Annotated in this window: 15 protein-coding genes; 6 read left to right on the top strand and 9 right to left on the bottom strand. The window is 71.2% G+C overall.

Annotated features, from left to right (window positions below):
• Window positions 1-16 precede the first annotated feature (16 nt).
• The 6 genes from EV372_RS13440 to EV372_RS13415 all read right to left on the bottom strand — a co-directional run bounded on the left by EV372_RS13440 (window position 17) and on the right by EV372_RS13415 (window position 6,123).
• On the bottom strand, window positions 17-883 hold the full coding sequence (locus EV372_RS13440; protein ID WP_130396281.1) for a PhzF family phenazine biosynthesis protein: 867 nt from the start codon (window positions 881-883) through the stop codon (window positions 17-19).
• Window positions 880-2,799: an anthranilate synthase family protein gene (locus EV372_RS13435; RefSeq protein WP_130396280.1), complete on the bottom strand. Its 1,920-nt coding sequence runs from the start codon at window positions 2,797-2,799 to the stop codon at window positions 880-882. Before EV372_RS13435 ends, EV372_RS13440 begins: the two co-directional genes overlap by 4 nt.
• The gene (locus EV372_RS13430; protein ID WP_013156018.1) at window positions 2,796-3,419 is read right to left on the bottom strand and encodes an isochorismatase family protein; all 624 of its coding nucleotides are present in this window, start codon (window positions 3,417-3,419) and stop codon (window positions 2,796-2,798) included. Before EV372_RS13430 ends, EV372_RS13435 begins: the two co-directional genes overlap by 4 nt.
• Before the next feature lie 29 nt (window positions 3,420-3,448).
• Window positions 3,449-4,624: a 3-deoxy-7-phosphoheptulonate synthase gene (locus EV372_RS13425; protein ID WP_165435987.1), complete on the bottom strand. Its 1,176-nt coding sequence runs from the start codon at window positions 4,622-4,624 to the stop codon at window positions 3,449-3,451.
• Window positions 4,625-4,697: 73 nt separating this feature from the next.
• Window positions 4,698-5,186 (bottom strand): PhzA/PhzB family protein, encoded by a 489-nt coding sequence (locus tag EV372_RS13420; protein WP_197044255.1) that lies wholly within the window; start codon window positions 5,184-5,186, stop codon window positions 4,698-4,700.
• Window positions 5,187-5,262: 76 nt separating this feature from the next.
• Window positions 5,263-6,123 (bottom strand): ParB/RepB/Spo0J family partition protein, encoded by an 861-nt coding sequence (locus EV372_RS13415; RefSeq protein ID WP_253796037.1) that lies wholly within the window; start codon window positions 6,121-6,123, stop codon window positions 5,263-5,265.
• 1,006 nt (window positions 6,124-7,129) lie between these two features.
• Between EV372_RS13415 and EV372_RS29055 the strand changes: the two genes are divergently transcribed.
• The 4 genes from EV372_RS29055 to EV372_RS13395 all read left to right on the top strand — a co-directional run bounded on the left by EV372_RS29055 (window position 7,130) and on the right by EV372_RS13395 (window position 11,746).
• On the top strand, window positions 7,130-7,525 hold the full coding sequence (locus EV372_RS29055; protein ID WP_165435986.1) for a VOC family protein: 396 nt from the start codon (window positions 7,130-7,132) through the stop codon (window positions 7,523-7,525).
• 827 nt (window positions 7,526-8,352) lie between these two features.
• Window positions 8,353-8,679 carry an antibiotic biosynthesis monooxygenase family protein gene (locus EV372_RS13405; RefSeq protein WP_013156012.1) on the top strand — a complete coding sequence of 109 codons (327 nt, stop codon included), beginning with the start codon at window positions 8,353-8,355 and terminating at the stop codon, window positions 8,677-8,679.
• 278 nt (window positions 8,680-8,957) lie between these two features.
• Window positions 8,958-10,199: a flavin-dependent oxidoreductase gene (locus tag EV372_RS13400; protein WP_130396277.1), complete on the top strand. Its 1,242-nt coding sequence runs from the start codon at window positions 8,958-8,960 to the stop codon at window positions 10,197-10,199.
• A gap of 269 nt (window positions 10,200-10,468) precedes the next feature.
• Window positions 10,469-11,746, top strand: coding sequence for a WD40 repeat domain-containing protein (locus tag EV372_RS13395; protein WP_130396276.1), 1,278 nt, complete (start codon window positions 10,469-10,471; stop codon window positions 11,744-11,746).
• 10 nt (window positions 11,747-11,756) lie between these two features.
• On the opposite strand, the gene EV372_RS13390 is transcribed toward EV372_RS13395, so the two are convergent.
• Together EV372_RS13390 and EV372_RS13385 are read right to left on the bottom strand one after the other, a co-directional pair.
• Entirely contained in the window at window positions 11,757-12,203 is a 447-nt protein-coding gene (locus tag EV372_RS13390) for a hypothetical protein (protein ID WP_130396275.1), read from the bottom strand.
• The gene (locus tag EV372_RS13385) at window positions 12,203-12,460 is read right to left on the bottom strand and encodes a hypothetical protein (protein WP_130396274.1); all 258 of its coding nucleotides are present in this window, start codon (window positions 12,458-12,460) and stop codon (window positions 12,203-12,205) included. The genes EV372_RS13390 and EV372_RS13385 overlap by 1 nt, the downstream gene beginning before the upstream one ends.
• Before the next feature lie 150 nt (window positions 12,461-12,610).
• Here EV372_RS13385 and EV372_RS13380 point away from each other — a divergent pair, with 150 nt between their 5' ends.
• Both EV372_RS13380 and EV372_RS13375 read left to right on the top strand, forming a co-directional pair.
• On the top strand, window positions 12,611-13,282 hold the full coding sequence (locus tag EV372_RS13380; protein WP_130396273.1) for a winged helix-turn-helix domain-containing protein: 672 nt from the start codon (window positions 12,611-12,613) through the stop codon (window positions 13,280-13,282).
• Window positions 13,279-14,532 (top strand): MFS transporter, encoded by a 1,254-nt coding sequence (locus EV372_RS13375; protein WP_130396272.1) that lies wholly within the window; start codon window positions 13,279-13,281, stop codon window positions 14,530-14,532. The genes EV372_RS13380 and EV372_RS13375 overlap by 4 nt, the downstream gene beginning before the upstream one ends.
• 83 nt (window positions 14,533-14,615) lie before the next feature.
• Here EV372_RS13375 and EV372_RS13370 read toward each other — a convergent pair whose 3' ends face one another.
• On the bottom strand, window positions 14,616-14,990 hold the full coding sequence (locus EV372_RS13370) for a DUF4229 domain-containing protein (protein WP_130396271.1): 375 nt from the start codon (window positions 14,988-14,990) through the stop codon (window positions 14,616-14,618).
• Window positions 14,991-15,363 lie beyond the last annotated feature (373 nt).

The raw sequence follows: 15,363 nt of genomic DNA, 5'->3' as shown, positions 1-15,363 counted from the left end.
GTGCTCCTGCGACTGTCTAGACGTAGATGGTCCCGCTGGCGACGGTGACGCCGCTGCCCTTGACCCGGACCTCGGTGACGTGATCGCCGTTGCCCCTGGCACGGGCCCGCATCAGGGAGTGCCGTCCGATCTCCACGCCCTGGTGGATGTCGATCCACTGGCCGTACTGGGCGTGGCCGTGGCGGGCGACGTGGATGGCGAGCGGTCCCGCGGCGGACCCGGTCGCCGCGTCCTCGACCACCCCGTAGGCGGGGGAGAACATGCGGCTCCGCCAGTGCGTCCCGTAACCGGCGAAGCAGTTGGTCGCCATGTCGGGGAAGGCGGCCAGGGCGCGGTGGTCGGGGTTGACCTCGGACAGCGCCGGGATGCTCCGCAGGCCGACGAAGACGTGCCGGGGGCCGTTGGTGTAGATCTCGACGGGGGTCTCCGGTTCGGGCACCCCGAGGGCCGCGAGCAGCTCCTCGACCCGGTCGAACGGCTCCCAGGTCGGGATCGGCTGCTCCATCGCGGCGGCGACCACCCTGCCGTCGGCGCGTTCGAGGTCGAAGTCCACGATCCCCATGGCCGTCTCCAGCCGGAGCCGGTCCTTCTCGGCGGAGTCGCCGAGGGCGACCGCCGTGCCGAGGAGGGGGTGCCCCGCGAAGGGCAGCTCGTTGACCGGGGTGAAGATGCGGATGTGCGCGTCGCCGCCCTGCTTGGGGGGCAGCACGAACGTCACCTCCGACAGGTTCATCTCCCGGGCGATGCTCTGCATGCGCGGGGTCGAGAGGTCCTCGGCCCCGAAGAAGACCGCGACGGGGTTGCCCGCCAGGGGCTTGTCGGTGAACGCGTCGACGACGACGTAGGAGTGCGCCCTTTCCAGGAGCGCCGGACTGCCGTTCATGCGCTCAACGTCCTTCCTATGAACGAGCCGAGGATGTGCGGGCCGTTCTGGGTGAGAACGGACTCGGCGTGGAACTGGAGGGAGGAGAAGCGCGGTCCCCGCAGGGCGTGCACCTCCCCCGAGGAGGGGTCGCGGCAGACCTCCACCGCGCCGACGCCGTCCACCTCGACCGTGTCCGCCTCCGACCAGGCCGCGAAGGTGTTGTAGAAGCCCACGCGCTGGCGGTCGCCGAAGAGGTCGACCTCCTTCTGCACGCCCTGGTTGGGCGAGGGGCGCCGCCGGATCGGGAACCCGAGCTCGGCGCTGAGGACCTGGTGGCTCAGGCAGACGGCCAGGAAGGGCCTGCGTTCGGCGAGCAGCGCCCGCGCCGCCGCCCGCATGTTGGCCATCTTCGGGTGCGCGGGGTCGCGCGGGTCGCCCGGACCGGGGCCGAGCACGACGAAGTCGTAGTCGTCGAAGAAGGGGACGTCGTCGTGGCGCACGACCGTGACGGACATGCCCATGTCGCGGCACTGGTGGTCGAGCATCGACGTGAAGGTGTCCTCCGCGTCGACGATCAGCGTCCGGCACCCGGCCAGCCCGGGGAACTCCGCGCCGCGCCGGTGGCCCTCGCCCAGCAGCCAGAAGTCGGCGATGTTGGCGTTGCGCCTGACCAGCGCGTCGCGGATGTCGGGGTGGGTGTCCAGGCCCCCGGCCCCGCGGCTCTCCACCGCCGCGAGGAGCCCGGCGGCCTTGGCGTGGGTCTCCGCCACCTCCGACACCGGGTCGGAGTGGCGGACGAGGGTGGAGCCGACGCCGATGGCCATCCTGCCGCGGTCGTCGATGTCGGCGGTGCGGATGAGGATCGACGAGTCCAGGGTCCGCTCGCCGGACGCGTCGCTTCCGACGAGGGCGAGCACGCCGCTGTAGTAGCCGCGTCCGCCCGTCTCGTAGTTCTGGATGACGCGGCAGGCGTTCTCCAGCGGGCTGCCGGTGACGGTCGGGGCGAACATCGTCTCCCGGAGGATGTCGCGGACGTCGCGACGGGTCTCCCCCTCGATGAAGTACTCGGTGTGCGCGAGCCGCGCCATCTGCTTGAGGTGGGGTCCCGACACGTGCACGCCCGGCTCGCAGATGCGCGTCATCATCTTGAGCTCCTCGTCCAGGACCATGTAGAGCTCGTCCGACTCCTTCTGGTTGGCGAGGAAGTCCATGACCTCGGGCAGCGAGGGGCCCGAGGGGGGATAGCGGTAGGTGCCGCTGATGGGGTTCATGGTGGCGAGCCCCCGCCGGAGGGTGACGTGGCGCTCGGGGGTGGCGCCGACGAAGGTCCGGTCGCCGGTGTGGACGACGAAGGTCCAGTAGGCGCCCACCTCGACCCGGAGCAGTCGGCGGAAGACGGCCAGGGCCTTGTGCGGGGTGTACTCCCCGATGTCGGCGACGAAGGAGCGCCTGATCACGAAGTTCGCGCCCTCGCCCTCGCCGATCACCTCCTTGACCACCCTGCGGACGGTCTCGGCGTAGTCCCCGTCGTCGACGTCGAAGCGGCCTCCGGACAGGGCGACGGGCAGGTCGGGGATGAGGTCCAGGGCCTGGGAGACCGGCAGCGTCTCCTGGTCGGCCACCGTCATGACGAGCAGGGGCGCCTCGTCGTCGTTGCAGCCGAAGCCGCGCTCGGTGATCTGCCGGTAGGGGATGAGGGCCAGCACGTCGTGGCGCTCCGCGCCCCCGCCCCTCCCGGTCAGGTCGGGCAGGGGGATGTCGGCGGTCTCCGGGACGGCGGACACCTCGCCGGTCAGCACGTCCACGCGGCCGGATCCGTCGCCGCCGGAGCGCACGAGCAGGGCGAAGGGGGGCGGCCGCTCCGTCCCCAGGACGGTGCGCAGGAGTCCGTCCCCGCCAGCCGCGGCCCGTGGCGCCGTGTCCGGCGCGTTCACGCGAACACCTCCTTGGCCGGCAGCACGACCGCGCAGCGCTCGGCGGCGTACCGGACGGCCATGCGGTGGTAGTCGGCGTTGAAGTCGGCGACGGCGTCGGCGACCAGGAAGGTCTGGATGTCGTTGGTGTAGGCCTCGACCGCCGTCATCAGGACCCCGACGTGCGCGTACACGCCGCAGACCACGAGCTGGTCGCGCCCGGCGGCCCGCATCCGCTCCAGCAGGTCCGACTTGTGGAACGCGCTGTACCTGAGCTTGGTGAACATCCAGTCGTCGGGTGAGGGGGCCAGTTCGTCCACCACGAGCCTGTCCTCGGGGGACCTGCGCATGCCGGGCCCCCAGAAGTCCTTGAGGAGGCCGCGCTGTTCGTCGCTCATGCTGCCCGGCTGTGCCGTGTAGCCCACGGGGACGCCGAGCCGGGCGCCGCGCTCGCGCAGGAGGGCGATGTTGCCGACCAGCTCGTCGCGCACCTGTTCGGGGAAGGGTTTGAGGAAGAAGCGCTGCATGTCGTGGACGAGGAGGACAGCGCGGGAGGGGTCGGGCACCCACTGGGCGGTGTTCTCGGGGAGGTCACCAGCGGCCGGGAGCGCGTAGGGCTCGATGACGGGGATACCGGGCATGTTCGTCCTTTCCGATCGGTTCCTACGGGTCAGTCGCTCCAGGCGGAGATCACCGAGACCGCCTGCCAGAGGGTGAGGCGGGGGTCGCAGAAGGTCGTGTAGCGCTCGCCGACCCGCGGGAACCCGCTCGTGTCGGTCACGCACTCGGTCACGTCGTCGGGGGTGGCCTCCAGGTGCAGGCCGCCGGGGACTCCCCCCGCCGACTCGACCGCGCGGACGAAGCCGCGGACCTCCTTCCTGAGGTCCTCCACGACCCGGGTCTTGTGGCCGTCCGGGGTCCGGACGGTGTTGCCGTGCATCGGGTCGCACAGCCAGATCACGGGGTGGCCCGCCTCGGCCACGGCCTCGACGAGCGGCGGCAGCCGGTCGGCTACCTGGTCGGCCCCCATCCGGGCGATCAGCGTCAGGCGGCCCGGTTCGCGCCGGGGGTCCAGCCGCTCACAGAGGGCGAGCAGTTCGTCCTCGGCCATGGCCGGTCCGACCTTGCAGGCCACCGGGTTGGCGACCTCGGCCAGCAGGGCGACGTGCGCTCCCTCGATCTGGCGGGTGCGCTCACCGATCCAGGGCCAGTGGGTGGAGCCGAGCACCGGCTTGTCCGTCTTGGCGGTCTGCCGGAGCATCGGCACCTCGTAGTCCAGGACCAGTGCCTCGTGGCTCGTCCACACCGGCGGGTCGCTGGCGGGCCGGGTGAAGGAGCCGCGCCAGCCGAGGTGCTCCATCACGTCGCCCGCGGCCATGTAACCGGTGAGCAGGCGCAGCGGGTCGGCCTTCCTGCTCTCGGGCGTCGGATCGGGGCCGTTGACCAGGTGGCCGCGGAACACCGGCAGCACCAGTTCGCCGACCTTCTCCGTGGGGCTCGAGCGGGGTTTGGCGAACTGCCCGCCGATGCGGCCCGCCCGCAGGACGGGCTTGTGGGTGATCATCCTGAGGGCGCCGGCCAGCATGTCGAGCATGGCGGCCTTGCTGCTGACGTGCCTCGCGCTGGACTCCTCCGGGTCCTCGGCGCAGTCCCCGGCCTGGACGACCAGGGACCGGCCGAGGGCCACGTCGGCCAGGAGCGAGCGCAGGGCCAGCACGTCCTCGGTCCTGACGAGGGCGGGCCGGGAGGACAGCACGTCGGCCACCCTCCGGACCTGGGAGGTGTCGCTCCAGTCGGGCTGTTGCAGGGCGGTTCTGGACTCGATGTCGGGCATCACGTTGTCCACGCGTCTCCATTGATCGGTTCTGTGTGCGTGCCTGAATCGCCAGCCCGAGTGGAATCCGAACCAGCCCTCGGGGTCAGGTCGGGATTCCCTCACGCCTGATCGTGGGAACGGGGATACCCAGAGCGCGGAGCTGCTCGAAGGGGTTCATGAACTCCCTCTGCTGCGCGATCTTCCCCTCCTCGAAACGGAAGGAGTGCAGGAAGTGGTTCGTGTAGTGACCCTCGGGGTAACCCTCGAAACGGATGGCTCCCTCGCCGTCGCATTCCACCCAGAAGAAGTTGGGGTCCTGCGTCTCGAAGATCTGGATATTAGTCCAGACCCAGTCGGGGAAGCATTTCAGCGACCAGACAGCGTGTTCGGCGAGGCGATTCCGGCCACGGATGACGATAGGCTCTCCGGTGTCATTGGTCCAGAGCCCTCCAACGCCTTCTTCGGTGAAGAGGAGGTGACGCTTCAGCCGATCCTGCCCCCTCGTGTTCATGTATGTTTCCACCACGTCACGGTTGTGTTTCCGGATCGCGGCCTCGTCACCATCCGCAGGAAACTCAAAGTTTTCGGGCATGGCAAACCACCTGGCCTTTCCTTTTCTGCGTCGAATACTGTCCGAAGGGAAATTCTGGGGGACGCCGGACGGGTCCTCAGCCCGGGTCGGAGTCCTCTCCGGGCACCATGTAGGCGAGTTCCCGCAGCTCCTGGGAGCGCTGGAGGACGATGGCGCGGACGAGGGGCAGCCAGTGCTCGGGGATCGTCCTGATGATCTCCTCCCACTGCGCGCGTCCGACCTCGGTGATCGTCAGCATGCGCAGCAGGGTCCGACCGGCTTCGGTGGCGCGCAGGGAGGGGTCCCGGGCGAGCTTGCGGACCGCCGCCGCGGTCTCGCCCACCGCCGTGGACTCGGTGACCCGGGGTCTGCGGTCCGGCTCCCGGACCGCGACCGACACCGGGGCGCGCTCCCCGCCGTTGCGGCGGAAGCGCTCCGGGATGGGGTCCTGGCCCTGGTCGACGCGCTTGCGGACGTCCCGGACCGTACCCACCGACAGCCCGCTCTTCCTGGACACCTCACGCAGCGAGATCTCGGGGTTCTCGGCGAGGATGGCCGCGGCGCTGCGCCGGCCCTCGACGCTGCTGAGCGGCCTGGCCCTTCCGTCCATGCCCACCCTGCTCTCCGCGACGGAGCCCCCCTCGCCCGCCTCCCGGCGGAGCCTGGCCACCGTCTTGGCGTTCAGCCCGGCCCTCCTCGCGATGGCCCGGTCGGACCAGTGCGGGTGGGACAGGATGATGCGCTGGGCGGAGGTCCTGCGTTCGCTCAGGGTCAGCGGGAGCCCGTGTCCGACGTTGAGCTGCACCGCGAGGACGAAGGCGTCCTCGTCGCTGCCGTCGAAGAAACGGGCCCTGATCTCGGTCTTCCCCCTCATCCGCGCGGCGCGGATCCTGTGCACCCCGTCGATCACGCGCATGGTGCGGCGGTGGACGAGGATGGGTTCGACGGCACTCCCCATTTCCGCGATCACACGGGCGTGGGCCGGGTCCTCCATCTTCTCGCGCGGGGAAAGGGAAGGGGCGAGATCCGCGATGGGAACAATTCCCTGGGGTAGATCCCTGATTATGTCAGCCACCTCGGGGGGCAGGTCCCCGTCATTTCTCTGACCCTCCCCCAGTCCAGGGGCGGATGGCATGGTTTGGGCAGGCACAGTGAAATTTCCCTTCGTGAAGGGCATGCGAGCAGGGTGGACTCTCCAGAGGGGATCACAACCGGATTCAGCCTAGGTTGAGACCCGCAGCAGCGCCAGCGCGAAGCTGTCCGCAAGCGGACAGCGGGGAAAACACGGCGCCGGGGCGGGCGGCCCGGAGACGCCCAGGTGAAAGCCTCCGGACCGCGGTTGGGGCAAGGGAGACCAGCCGCCTTCCCGTGCCCCGGCGACGGCGGGCAGGAATGTGCTCGGACCCTTGTGAACTGGGGCGACGGTGTCAAGCACGGGCAGGCACGCGTGCACGGGCACGAGCCGCGCGAACAATCCGAGAAACGCGGCCCGCTTCTTGCCTTTTCTCCGAACGAACGCTCCGCGTGACCGTTCGTAACACGGCGCGACTTCCCGGAAATGGCGTACTTCTCCGGACCCCGTTCCCTTTTCGGCGGGATCGCCGGACGGCGGCCTCCCGCGCGACCGGGTGCCCGTACGCCTCCTCCCTCCGTCCGGTCACCTTCTCCTCCCGCCGTCCGTCATGGAGGTGAAGGGCGTCAGCGGACCGGGCGAGGAGAGGAGTGGGTTCATGACCGTCGCGGGGGCGCGGTTGGAGGGGCGGGGTCCGCACGGAGCCGGGCGCGGGCGCGCCCCGGGCCGTCGGCCGGCCTCCCCAGCGGGGGCGGGGAGGAGCGGGAGCCGGTACGGGGCCGGTGGAGGGGCGCGCGGCGGTGTGCGGCCGTCGCGTGAGTCCTCCGTCCACCTGCACTACGGTTCCTCCGGCTGCGGACGCAGCCGTTCCGTCGGCCCCGAGAGGAAGCCCATGCTCACCCACCCCCGGCTCTCCGTGCTCTACACCAGCGACCAGCAGAGGACCCTGGACTTCCTGACGGAGGCGCTCGGTTTCCGGCTGGAGGTCGACACCGTCCACCAGGGCGGCCAGCGCTGGGTGGAGGTGCACCTTCCGGGATCGCAGACCAGCGTGGCGCTCGCCCAGGTCGACCCCGGGCTCCTGGAGGAGATGCGGTCGCGGGTCGGCCGCATGGCCCAGGGGTGGTTCAACTGCGACGACCTCGACGCCGTGTGCGAGAACCTGCGCGGACAGGGAGTCGAAATTCTGACGGAGCCTCAGGACACCGCGTGGAGAAAGGGGAACCGGTGGGCCCAGGTCTCCGGCTGGGACGGCAACGTCTACGGCCTCATCGAAGGCGGCAGGTGACCTTGAGGAGCACCCGCTGACAGGGGTTCGGGAATCATCCGTCCAGGTAAACGGAATCCCTGCACCCCCATCTCTCCAGAAAGGACGGGAACGAAGCGGGAAGCGACAGGACCAAGGACAACCGAGCATTATCCGCAGTTGCACGGCCAGGCCTCACCGAGGAGCGCGCGAACGGAACTCGGCACGCGCCCGGGTGATCCCTTGCGGCCGTTGTCCGCCATTTCACCGAAAGGCCTGTCCGGCGCGTCGAATCCTTTCGCCCCGCCTGGCGGAATGCCGTACGGACTGGCGGCGACGCCGCGCCCTGGCGGGTGGGCCGGGGCCGGGCCGCGAAGGCCGGTGCCCGCTCACCGGTGGCGCCTCAGCCGCCACCACCAGGAAGTTCGCGGGCGGAAGCGCCGTCCGAGAGGAGTAGGGGCCCCGGGGAGGGGCGCCGCCGAAGACCATGTGGAAGGGGGACCGGAAGCGGAGAGGACGTCGGTCGGAAAGGTTCGACCGCCACACCAGGCCACGGAGCGGAGCCGCGGAACGGGGTGGCCGAACCACGGAACCGCGCCCCGCCCGGGGTGAATGACCGACAGGCACTCATACGGACTTCTCCCCGGGTGGCGGAGAAAACGGCCGGGCCAGCCGAACCCGCGCCGCAAAACGGAAGATGAACCACACCCGAAGAACAGGCGCACACCCGGGCAGCGCGCATTGAAGAGCGCTGCCGATCCGATCGGGACGCCTGTTTATTTGGCGTATGAAAAATCGATTACCCTTTTCTTCAAAAAACCCGCGAACGACCTTTGTTTCGGCATACCGGTTCTGCTAGCCTCCGTTTCATGAGTGAAACCGTTATTCGCGCAAACGACGGCCTCGCCGTCCTCGTCAACGTCTTCGAGGTGGAGAAGGAGAAGCAGCAGCAGCTCGTCGACGTCCTCAACGAGGGCACCGAGAAGGTCATGAAGAACCGTCCCGGGTTCGTGTCGGTGAACATCCTGGCCAGCCTGGACGGGACCAAGGTCATCAACCTGGCCCAGTGGAACAGCCCGGCGGACATCCAGGCGACCATGGCCGACCCCGAGGCCCAGGCCTACGGCAAGAAGGCCGCCGCGCTGGCCACCCCGGCGCCCGGCGTGTACTCGGTGGTCTCCACCCACCACGCCTGACAAAGGATCACAGGTCCTTCCTCCCCATCCTCCCTTGCGCGAGCGGGCGGGGGTCCGGGGCCGGACGTGCGCGACCGGGAAGTCGGCGCACCGTCCGCCCGGGCCTCCGCCCGTCTCGTGTGCGGCCTCCCGGCTGACTCCCTTGGGTGATCGGCCCCCGCCGTGATAGCACCTCTGATGCACCGGGACGCCGGGCCCATCGACCGCACCACCCGACGGGCGCGCGTGTGCCCGCAGACAACGCGACCACCAGATCGCAGGAAGCACGGAGGGCCGCCATGACCTCAGCCGATGGTGCCGACATCGTGATCGTCGGCGCTGGGATCGGAGGGCTGGCCACAGCCCTCGCCCTGCACTCCCACGGAATCAGCGCCACCCTTCTGGAAACCGCCGAGGAGATCCGTCCGCTCGGGGTCGGCATCAACGTCCAGCCCGCGGCGATCGCCGAGCTGACCGCCCTCGGCCTCGGCGACGCGCTCGCCGCGACGGGCATCCCCACCAGGGAACACCTCTACCTCGACCACAGGGGCACCACCCTCTGGAACGAACCCCGCGGCGTGGCGGCGGGCAACGAGTACCCGCAGTACTCGATCCACCGCGGTGAACTCCAACTGCTCCTGCTGGAGGCCGTCCGCGAGCGCCTGGGCCCCGGCGCGGTCCGCACCGGCCTTCGCCTGGACTCCTTCGAGCAGACCGCGACGGGCGTGCGCGCCCTGGCCCGCGACCAGTCCGGCGGAGCCGCAGAGGTCACGGGGGCGGCGCTGGTCGGCGCGGACGGGCTGCACTCGCGCGTCCGCGCGCAGCTCCACCCCGACCGCACCGCCCTGTCCGGCGGAGGCGTCCACATGTGGCGGGGCCTGACCGAGCTGGACGGCTTCCTGGACGGGCGCACCATGATCGTCGCCAACGACGAGCACTCCGCCAGACTCGTCGCCTATCCGATCTCGGCCCGCCACGCGGCGCGCGGCCGCGCACTGCTCAACTGGGTGTGCCTGGTGCCCTCCCCCGGTCTGTCCGTCGATGCGGACTGGGACGACAACGGGCGCATCGAGGAACTCGCCCCGCACTACGCGCACTGGGACTTCGGCTGGCTCGACGTCCCCGGCGTGCTCGCCCGCAGCGAACGGATCCTCCAGTACCCCATGGTGGACCGGGACCCCCTGGAGTACTGGGGCGAGGGCCGCACGACCCTGCTCGGGGACGCGGCCCACCTGATGTACCCCATCGGGGCCAACGGCGCGTCCCAGGCCATCCTCGACGCCGCGACCCTCGCCGCCGAGTTGGGGGCCGGCGGCGACGTGGAGGCGGCGCTGCGGCGCTACGAGGACGTGCGGCTCCCCGCGACCAACGAGATCGTCCGGGCCAACCGCAGGATGGACCGCTCGGAGCGCTCGATGGCGGGGCGGACGGACCAGGAGAAGAGCACCCTGCTGGAGACGGTCACCGACGACTACCGGGAGGCGGTCGAGCGGCGGCTGGACAACGGGGGTCTGGACGCCTCGGGCGCCCGCGCCCGCTGAGTCCCCGGGGACCGAGGGGCCCGGCTGTGCGAGCACCACGGCCGGGCCCCTCGCCGTCCGGCCCGCCCCGCGTGAGCCCCGGGCCCGGGCCGCGCGCCCTCCCTCCGGCCCCAGCGGTCCCACCGGTTCCGCCGACCCGGAACCGCGCTCGACATGTGTCACTCTCCGTAGTTTTTGTGCGACCCTCTGAGAGGGTGCGGACACCCTCCGACCGGCTCCTCCGGTCGGCCCGCACGTATGGACCCGCACGACCGAGGGAGAGTCCTTCCGTGAAACCCAGCCGCCCGCTGCTCGCCCTGACGATGGGCACGCTGCTCCTACTCCCCGCCGGGGCCGCGGCCGCGGCGCCCGCCTCCCCCGCCGCAGAGGCCGACCACGCGCGCGTGGTCAGCGAACAGCCCGTGCAGTGGACGCCGCACGTCCTGGACGGCGCGGTCAAGGACATCCTGCGCGTCGGCGACACCATCCTCGTCGCCGGAAGCTTCACGCGGGTCAGCCAGACCGAGGGGGGCCGCGCCCACGACCTGCCCCACCTGTTCGCGTTCGAGCACGGCACCGGTCGGATCCTCCACGGGTTCGAACCGGAGGTGGACGGCACCGTCACCACGCTGGCCCCCGGACCCGACGGGACGGTGATCGCGGGCGGGGACTTCGGCTCGGTGGACGGCGAGCCCGCCGACGGGCTGGCCCGGCTGTCGGCGGACGACGGCGACCGGGTGCCGGAGTTCGGCGCCGCCGTCGACGGGGGCCGCGTCCAGCGCATCGCCAGCGACGGCGAGCACCTGTACGTGGGCGGCAGCTTCTCGGGGGTGAACGGCGTGAAGCAGCCCACGCTGGTCCGTCTCGACTCCGGCTCCGGCGAGGTGGACACCGGCTTCACGCCCGAGGTGTCCGACGCGCGCCAGGGCGTGCTGAAGGTGCAGGAGCTGGCGCTGAGCCCGGACGGTCGGCGGCTGGTCGTCAACGGCTCCTTCACCAGGGTCGACGGCCGGGACCGCCCCCAGATCGCCATGATCGACACCGCGAGCGGCTCGGTCACGCCGTGGTCCACGTCCGCCTACGAGGCGCCCTGCGACTACGAGGAGCTGCACACCTACATGCGGCGGATGGCCTTCTCCCCGGACGGCTCCTACTTCGCGGTGGTGACGGCGGGCGGCCCGTACGTCAGGCCGGGCCTGTGCAAGTCCGTCGCGCGCTTCGAGAACACCGACACCCCGGGCTCGGAGCCCACCTGGAGCAACAAGACCGGCGGCGACTCGCTGTACTCGGTGGAGATCACGTCGGCGGCGGTGTACGTGGGCGGGCACCAGCGCTGGATGGACAACGCCGAGGGCGCGCTCAACCCGGGGCCCGGCTCGGTGGCGCGCGAGGGCATCGCCGCCGTGGACCCCGAGTCCGGCAAGGCCCTGCCGTGGAACCCCGGCCGGGCGCGCGGCCACGGCGTGGAGGCGATGCTGGCCACCTCCGACGGGCTGTACGTGGGCAGCGACACCGACCGCCTCGCCGGCGAGTACCACGCCCGGCTGGGGATGTTCCCGCTCTCCTGAAGCCGGGGCCTCAGGACACGGGGGCGTCCCTGCGGCGCCCCCGGCGTCCCCCGGGCACCGGCGTGTCCACACCCTTGAGCAGCTGGTGGACGCGCTGGTGGGAGAGGTCCACGACGTCGGCCATGGCCCGCTGGGTGACGCCCTCCCTGCGCATGGTCTCCAGGACCCGGGCGCGGGCGCGGTCGCGCTCGGTCGGGGACCGCCGGAACCCCTCCTCCGCCACGAGGTACTGGATGACGTCCTCGGTCACGTCCTCGCCGCCGAACTCGTAGCGCCAGGTGATGGTGAAGTCCTCAGGATCGGTGTCCGTGAGGTCGGCGATGACCTCGGGAACCTCGTCCTTGATCTCGGAGAAGTGTACGTAGTCGACCGTTCCGACGACGGGTTCGGGCAACCCCGAGACACGTACGACCCAGAGGTCCTCATCGCGGATGACGGTAGCCGTGTAGTCAGGCATCACTTCTCCATCCATTTCTCACCGAACAGGTGCTGCAAGCCGTCCTCCACGTCCTGTAGAAGGCCCCGGGACAGCGCCTTGGAATGTTGCGTGACCATGAAACGACCGACCTGTGCTCCGCCCCCGTCCAGGAGGACATAAGTCTGGTGTGACCCCTTGCCTCGTCCTTTGAGTTCTTCCGGGCGCGGGCCGTTCTTGCGCGCCATTCGGCGCGCCAGGGCGAGCAGGACCCGCGCCTTCATCCGCTTGGTGGCCACGGGTCTCAAGCTAGGCCGGTTGCTGCTCCATCGCCCAGGAAACTAGATATACGGGCCACGAGCCCATGGGTACCGGGTCGCCGTAACCATCCCAATATTCCTTGGCCAACAACCCTTGGCCAAGAAACCTTGGGCGTCTACAGTGACCGCATGAACGACTCCGCCCCCCGCGACAGCGAGACCCCCTCCCCGGGCCCGGACCGCACCCCCGATCCCTTCGCCCACGCGGCGACCCTCGACGCCCGCTCCCTGCGCGGGCTGGCCCACCCCCTGCGCATCCGCGTCCTCAACCTCCTCCAGGAGCGGGGGCCCGCCACCGGCAAGACCGTGTCGGAGTGGCTGGACGTCTCCTCCGCCTCGGCCAGCTACCACCTGCGGCAGCTGGAGGCCCACGGATTCATCGAGGAGGACCCCTCCCTGGGCACCTCGCGGGAGCGCTGGTGGCGGTCCCGGCACAAGGGCTTCCGCTTCCCCGAGCACCTGGACACCGACGAGCCCGAGCTGAGCACCGCCGTGCGCATGGCCCTGGCCGCCAGCTGGAGCGAGGAGCTGGCCGCGGCCGTCAACCTGTGGGCGGCCCAGCCCGGGGGCTGGCGCGAGGCGCAGGTCATGTCCGGGCGGCGCACGGAGCTGACCCTGGAGGAACTCTCCGCCTTCCGGGAGGAGGTCCGCGCGCTCTTCGACCGCTACACGCGCGAGACCGGCGCCCCCGGCAGCCGGCCGGTGCACGTCCAGTTCGCCGCCTTCCCCGACCCCGAGGACCGGGGCCCGGACACGGAGGGCTCCGAGGGGGGCGACGGGGCGACGGGGACGCGGACGTGAGGGGCGTCGGCGGGCTGGTCGCCGCCCAGGCCCTGTGCTACACCGCCACGCGGCTGGCGATGATCGCCATCCCCTGGTTCGTCCTGGAGACCACCGGCAGCCCGGCGTCCATGGGGGCGGTGGCCTTCTTCGAGATCGGCTCCTACACCCTGGCCCGGCTGCTGGGCGGTCCACTGCTGGACCGGATGGGCCAGCGCGCCGTGAGCGTGCGCGCCGACCTCGTCGCCGCGGCGGCGGTGGCCTGCGTCCCGCTGCTGCACACGGCCGGGCTGCTGTCCTTCCCCGTGCTCCTGGCGCTGGTGACCGTGATCGGCCTGGCCACAGGCCCCGCCGAGGCCGCCAAGGTCTCCATGGCCCCGGCCGTCGCCGAGCGCACGGGGGCACGCCTCGAACGGGTCACCGGGCTCACCGGAACCGTGGACCGGCTGTCCACGACCGTCGGACCGGTGGCCGCGGGCGGCCTGGTGTCCCTGTTCGGCGCGCTCCCGGCCCTGTACGCGAACGCCGCGCTGCTCGCCGCGGCGGCGGTGGTACTGGCCGCCACCCAGCCCGGGGAGCGCCCCGGCCCGGGCGAGGACCCCGAGGCGGACGCGGGCTATCTGGCGAGGCTGCGCACCGGCTGGCGGGCGGTCTGGGGCGACCCCACCCTGCGCGTCCTGGTGGTCGTGCTCGCGGTGACCAACATGATCGACATGTCCGTGGCCTCGGTGCTGCTGCCGGTGTGGGTGGACGGCAACGGCATGGGACCCGCGGTGGTCGGCCTCCTGGGCGGCGTGATGGGCGCGGCCTCGGTGGTGGGTTCGCTCGCGGCCACGGCGGTCGGACACCTGCTGCCCCGGCGGGCCGTGTTCTTCGCGGGGCTGGTGCTGGCCGGGCCGCCCCGGCTGCTCGTGCTGGCGCTGGACGTGCCGCTGTGGGCGGTCCTGGCGGTGTGGGGCCTGTGCGGGCTCGCGGGCGGGGTGCTCAACCCGATCCTGGGCGCGGTGCTGTTCGAACGCCTGCCCCGCCGCGCCGTGGGGCGGGGGACGGCGACGATCGGCGCGCTGACCCGGATGGCGGCGCCGTTGGGCGCTCCCGTGGCGGGCGCGGCGGCCGGTCTGCTCGGGGCGTCGCCGGTGCTGCTGGCGTGCGCGGCCCTCTACCTGGCCGCGGTCCTGCCGCCGCTCGTGGGCCGCGCGGCCGAGGGCCTCGACAGGCGCGGGTCCGAGGCGGGCCGGTCACCGGACGGGGCGGACGCGGGCACGGCCTGAGGCGTCGAGCGCGGCTCCGCGTAGGCCGCCCCGGCTGAGGAGTGCCGCTCCCCGGCCGAGGTGTGCGGGGGCGCGGCGCCCGGTCAGGACTCCCTGGCCGCGGTCGGCGCGTCCTCGCCCGGCTTCGCCTCGGCCCCGTCCTCCTCGGCACGGGTGTCGGCCTCCGCCCCGGACGGGGTCTCCTCCCGCTCCGGTGCCTCCTGGAAGTCGTCCTCGCGCGCGGAGGCGTCCGACAGGCGCGCGGACAGGCTGTTGGCCTTGCGGCGCTCCATCCGCTCCACCGCGCTCGCGGAGACCTTGTCGCGCATCCCGGACAACAGGACGTAGGAGGCCAGTCCGCTGACCAGCCAGGCCAGGATGAGGGCGATCCACTCACGGGCGCCGAAAAGGTAGACCACTCCGAAGGCCGCCGCGAACAGCCCCAGGCGGGCGGCGGTATAGGTCAGCAAGCTACGCATCCAAAAGCCTCACAACAGACGATTACCTGGACTAGATTGGTCGCTACGCCCATCGGCGGCGCGGAACGCCCGGTCAACACCTGTGTCCGGACGTTCCCGCACCCCACACGGGTCGGGCCGACGGCCTCCCACAGGTCCTTATCTCCAGGTTAAGGGCGTGCCCGCTGCGACGGGCATCGGGTCGGTGTGTCGCTTGCGGCACAGGGGAACGGGACATAGGCGAACACGATTCGCATAGTCATGGGATGTTTCCAATCCCGACAGCAGGGCCCGAACATCACGTTCCGGTCACATATCCGGTACTCCTCCCCCCAACACCGCAATTTCTCCGAAAACTAGGGAGGAAACGGTCCAACTCGTGCACACTAGGGGA

The sequence above is a fragment of the Nocardiopsis sp. CNZ308 genome, assembly GCF_004217075.1.
Note: the sequence above shows the minus strand (reverse complement) of the source record. Positions and strands in the feature narration are given on the sequence as shown.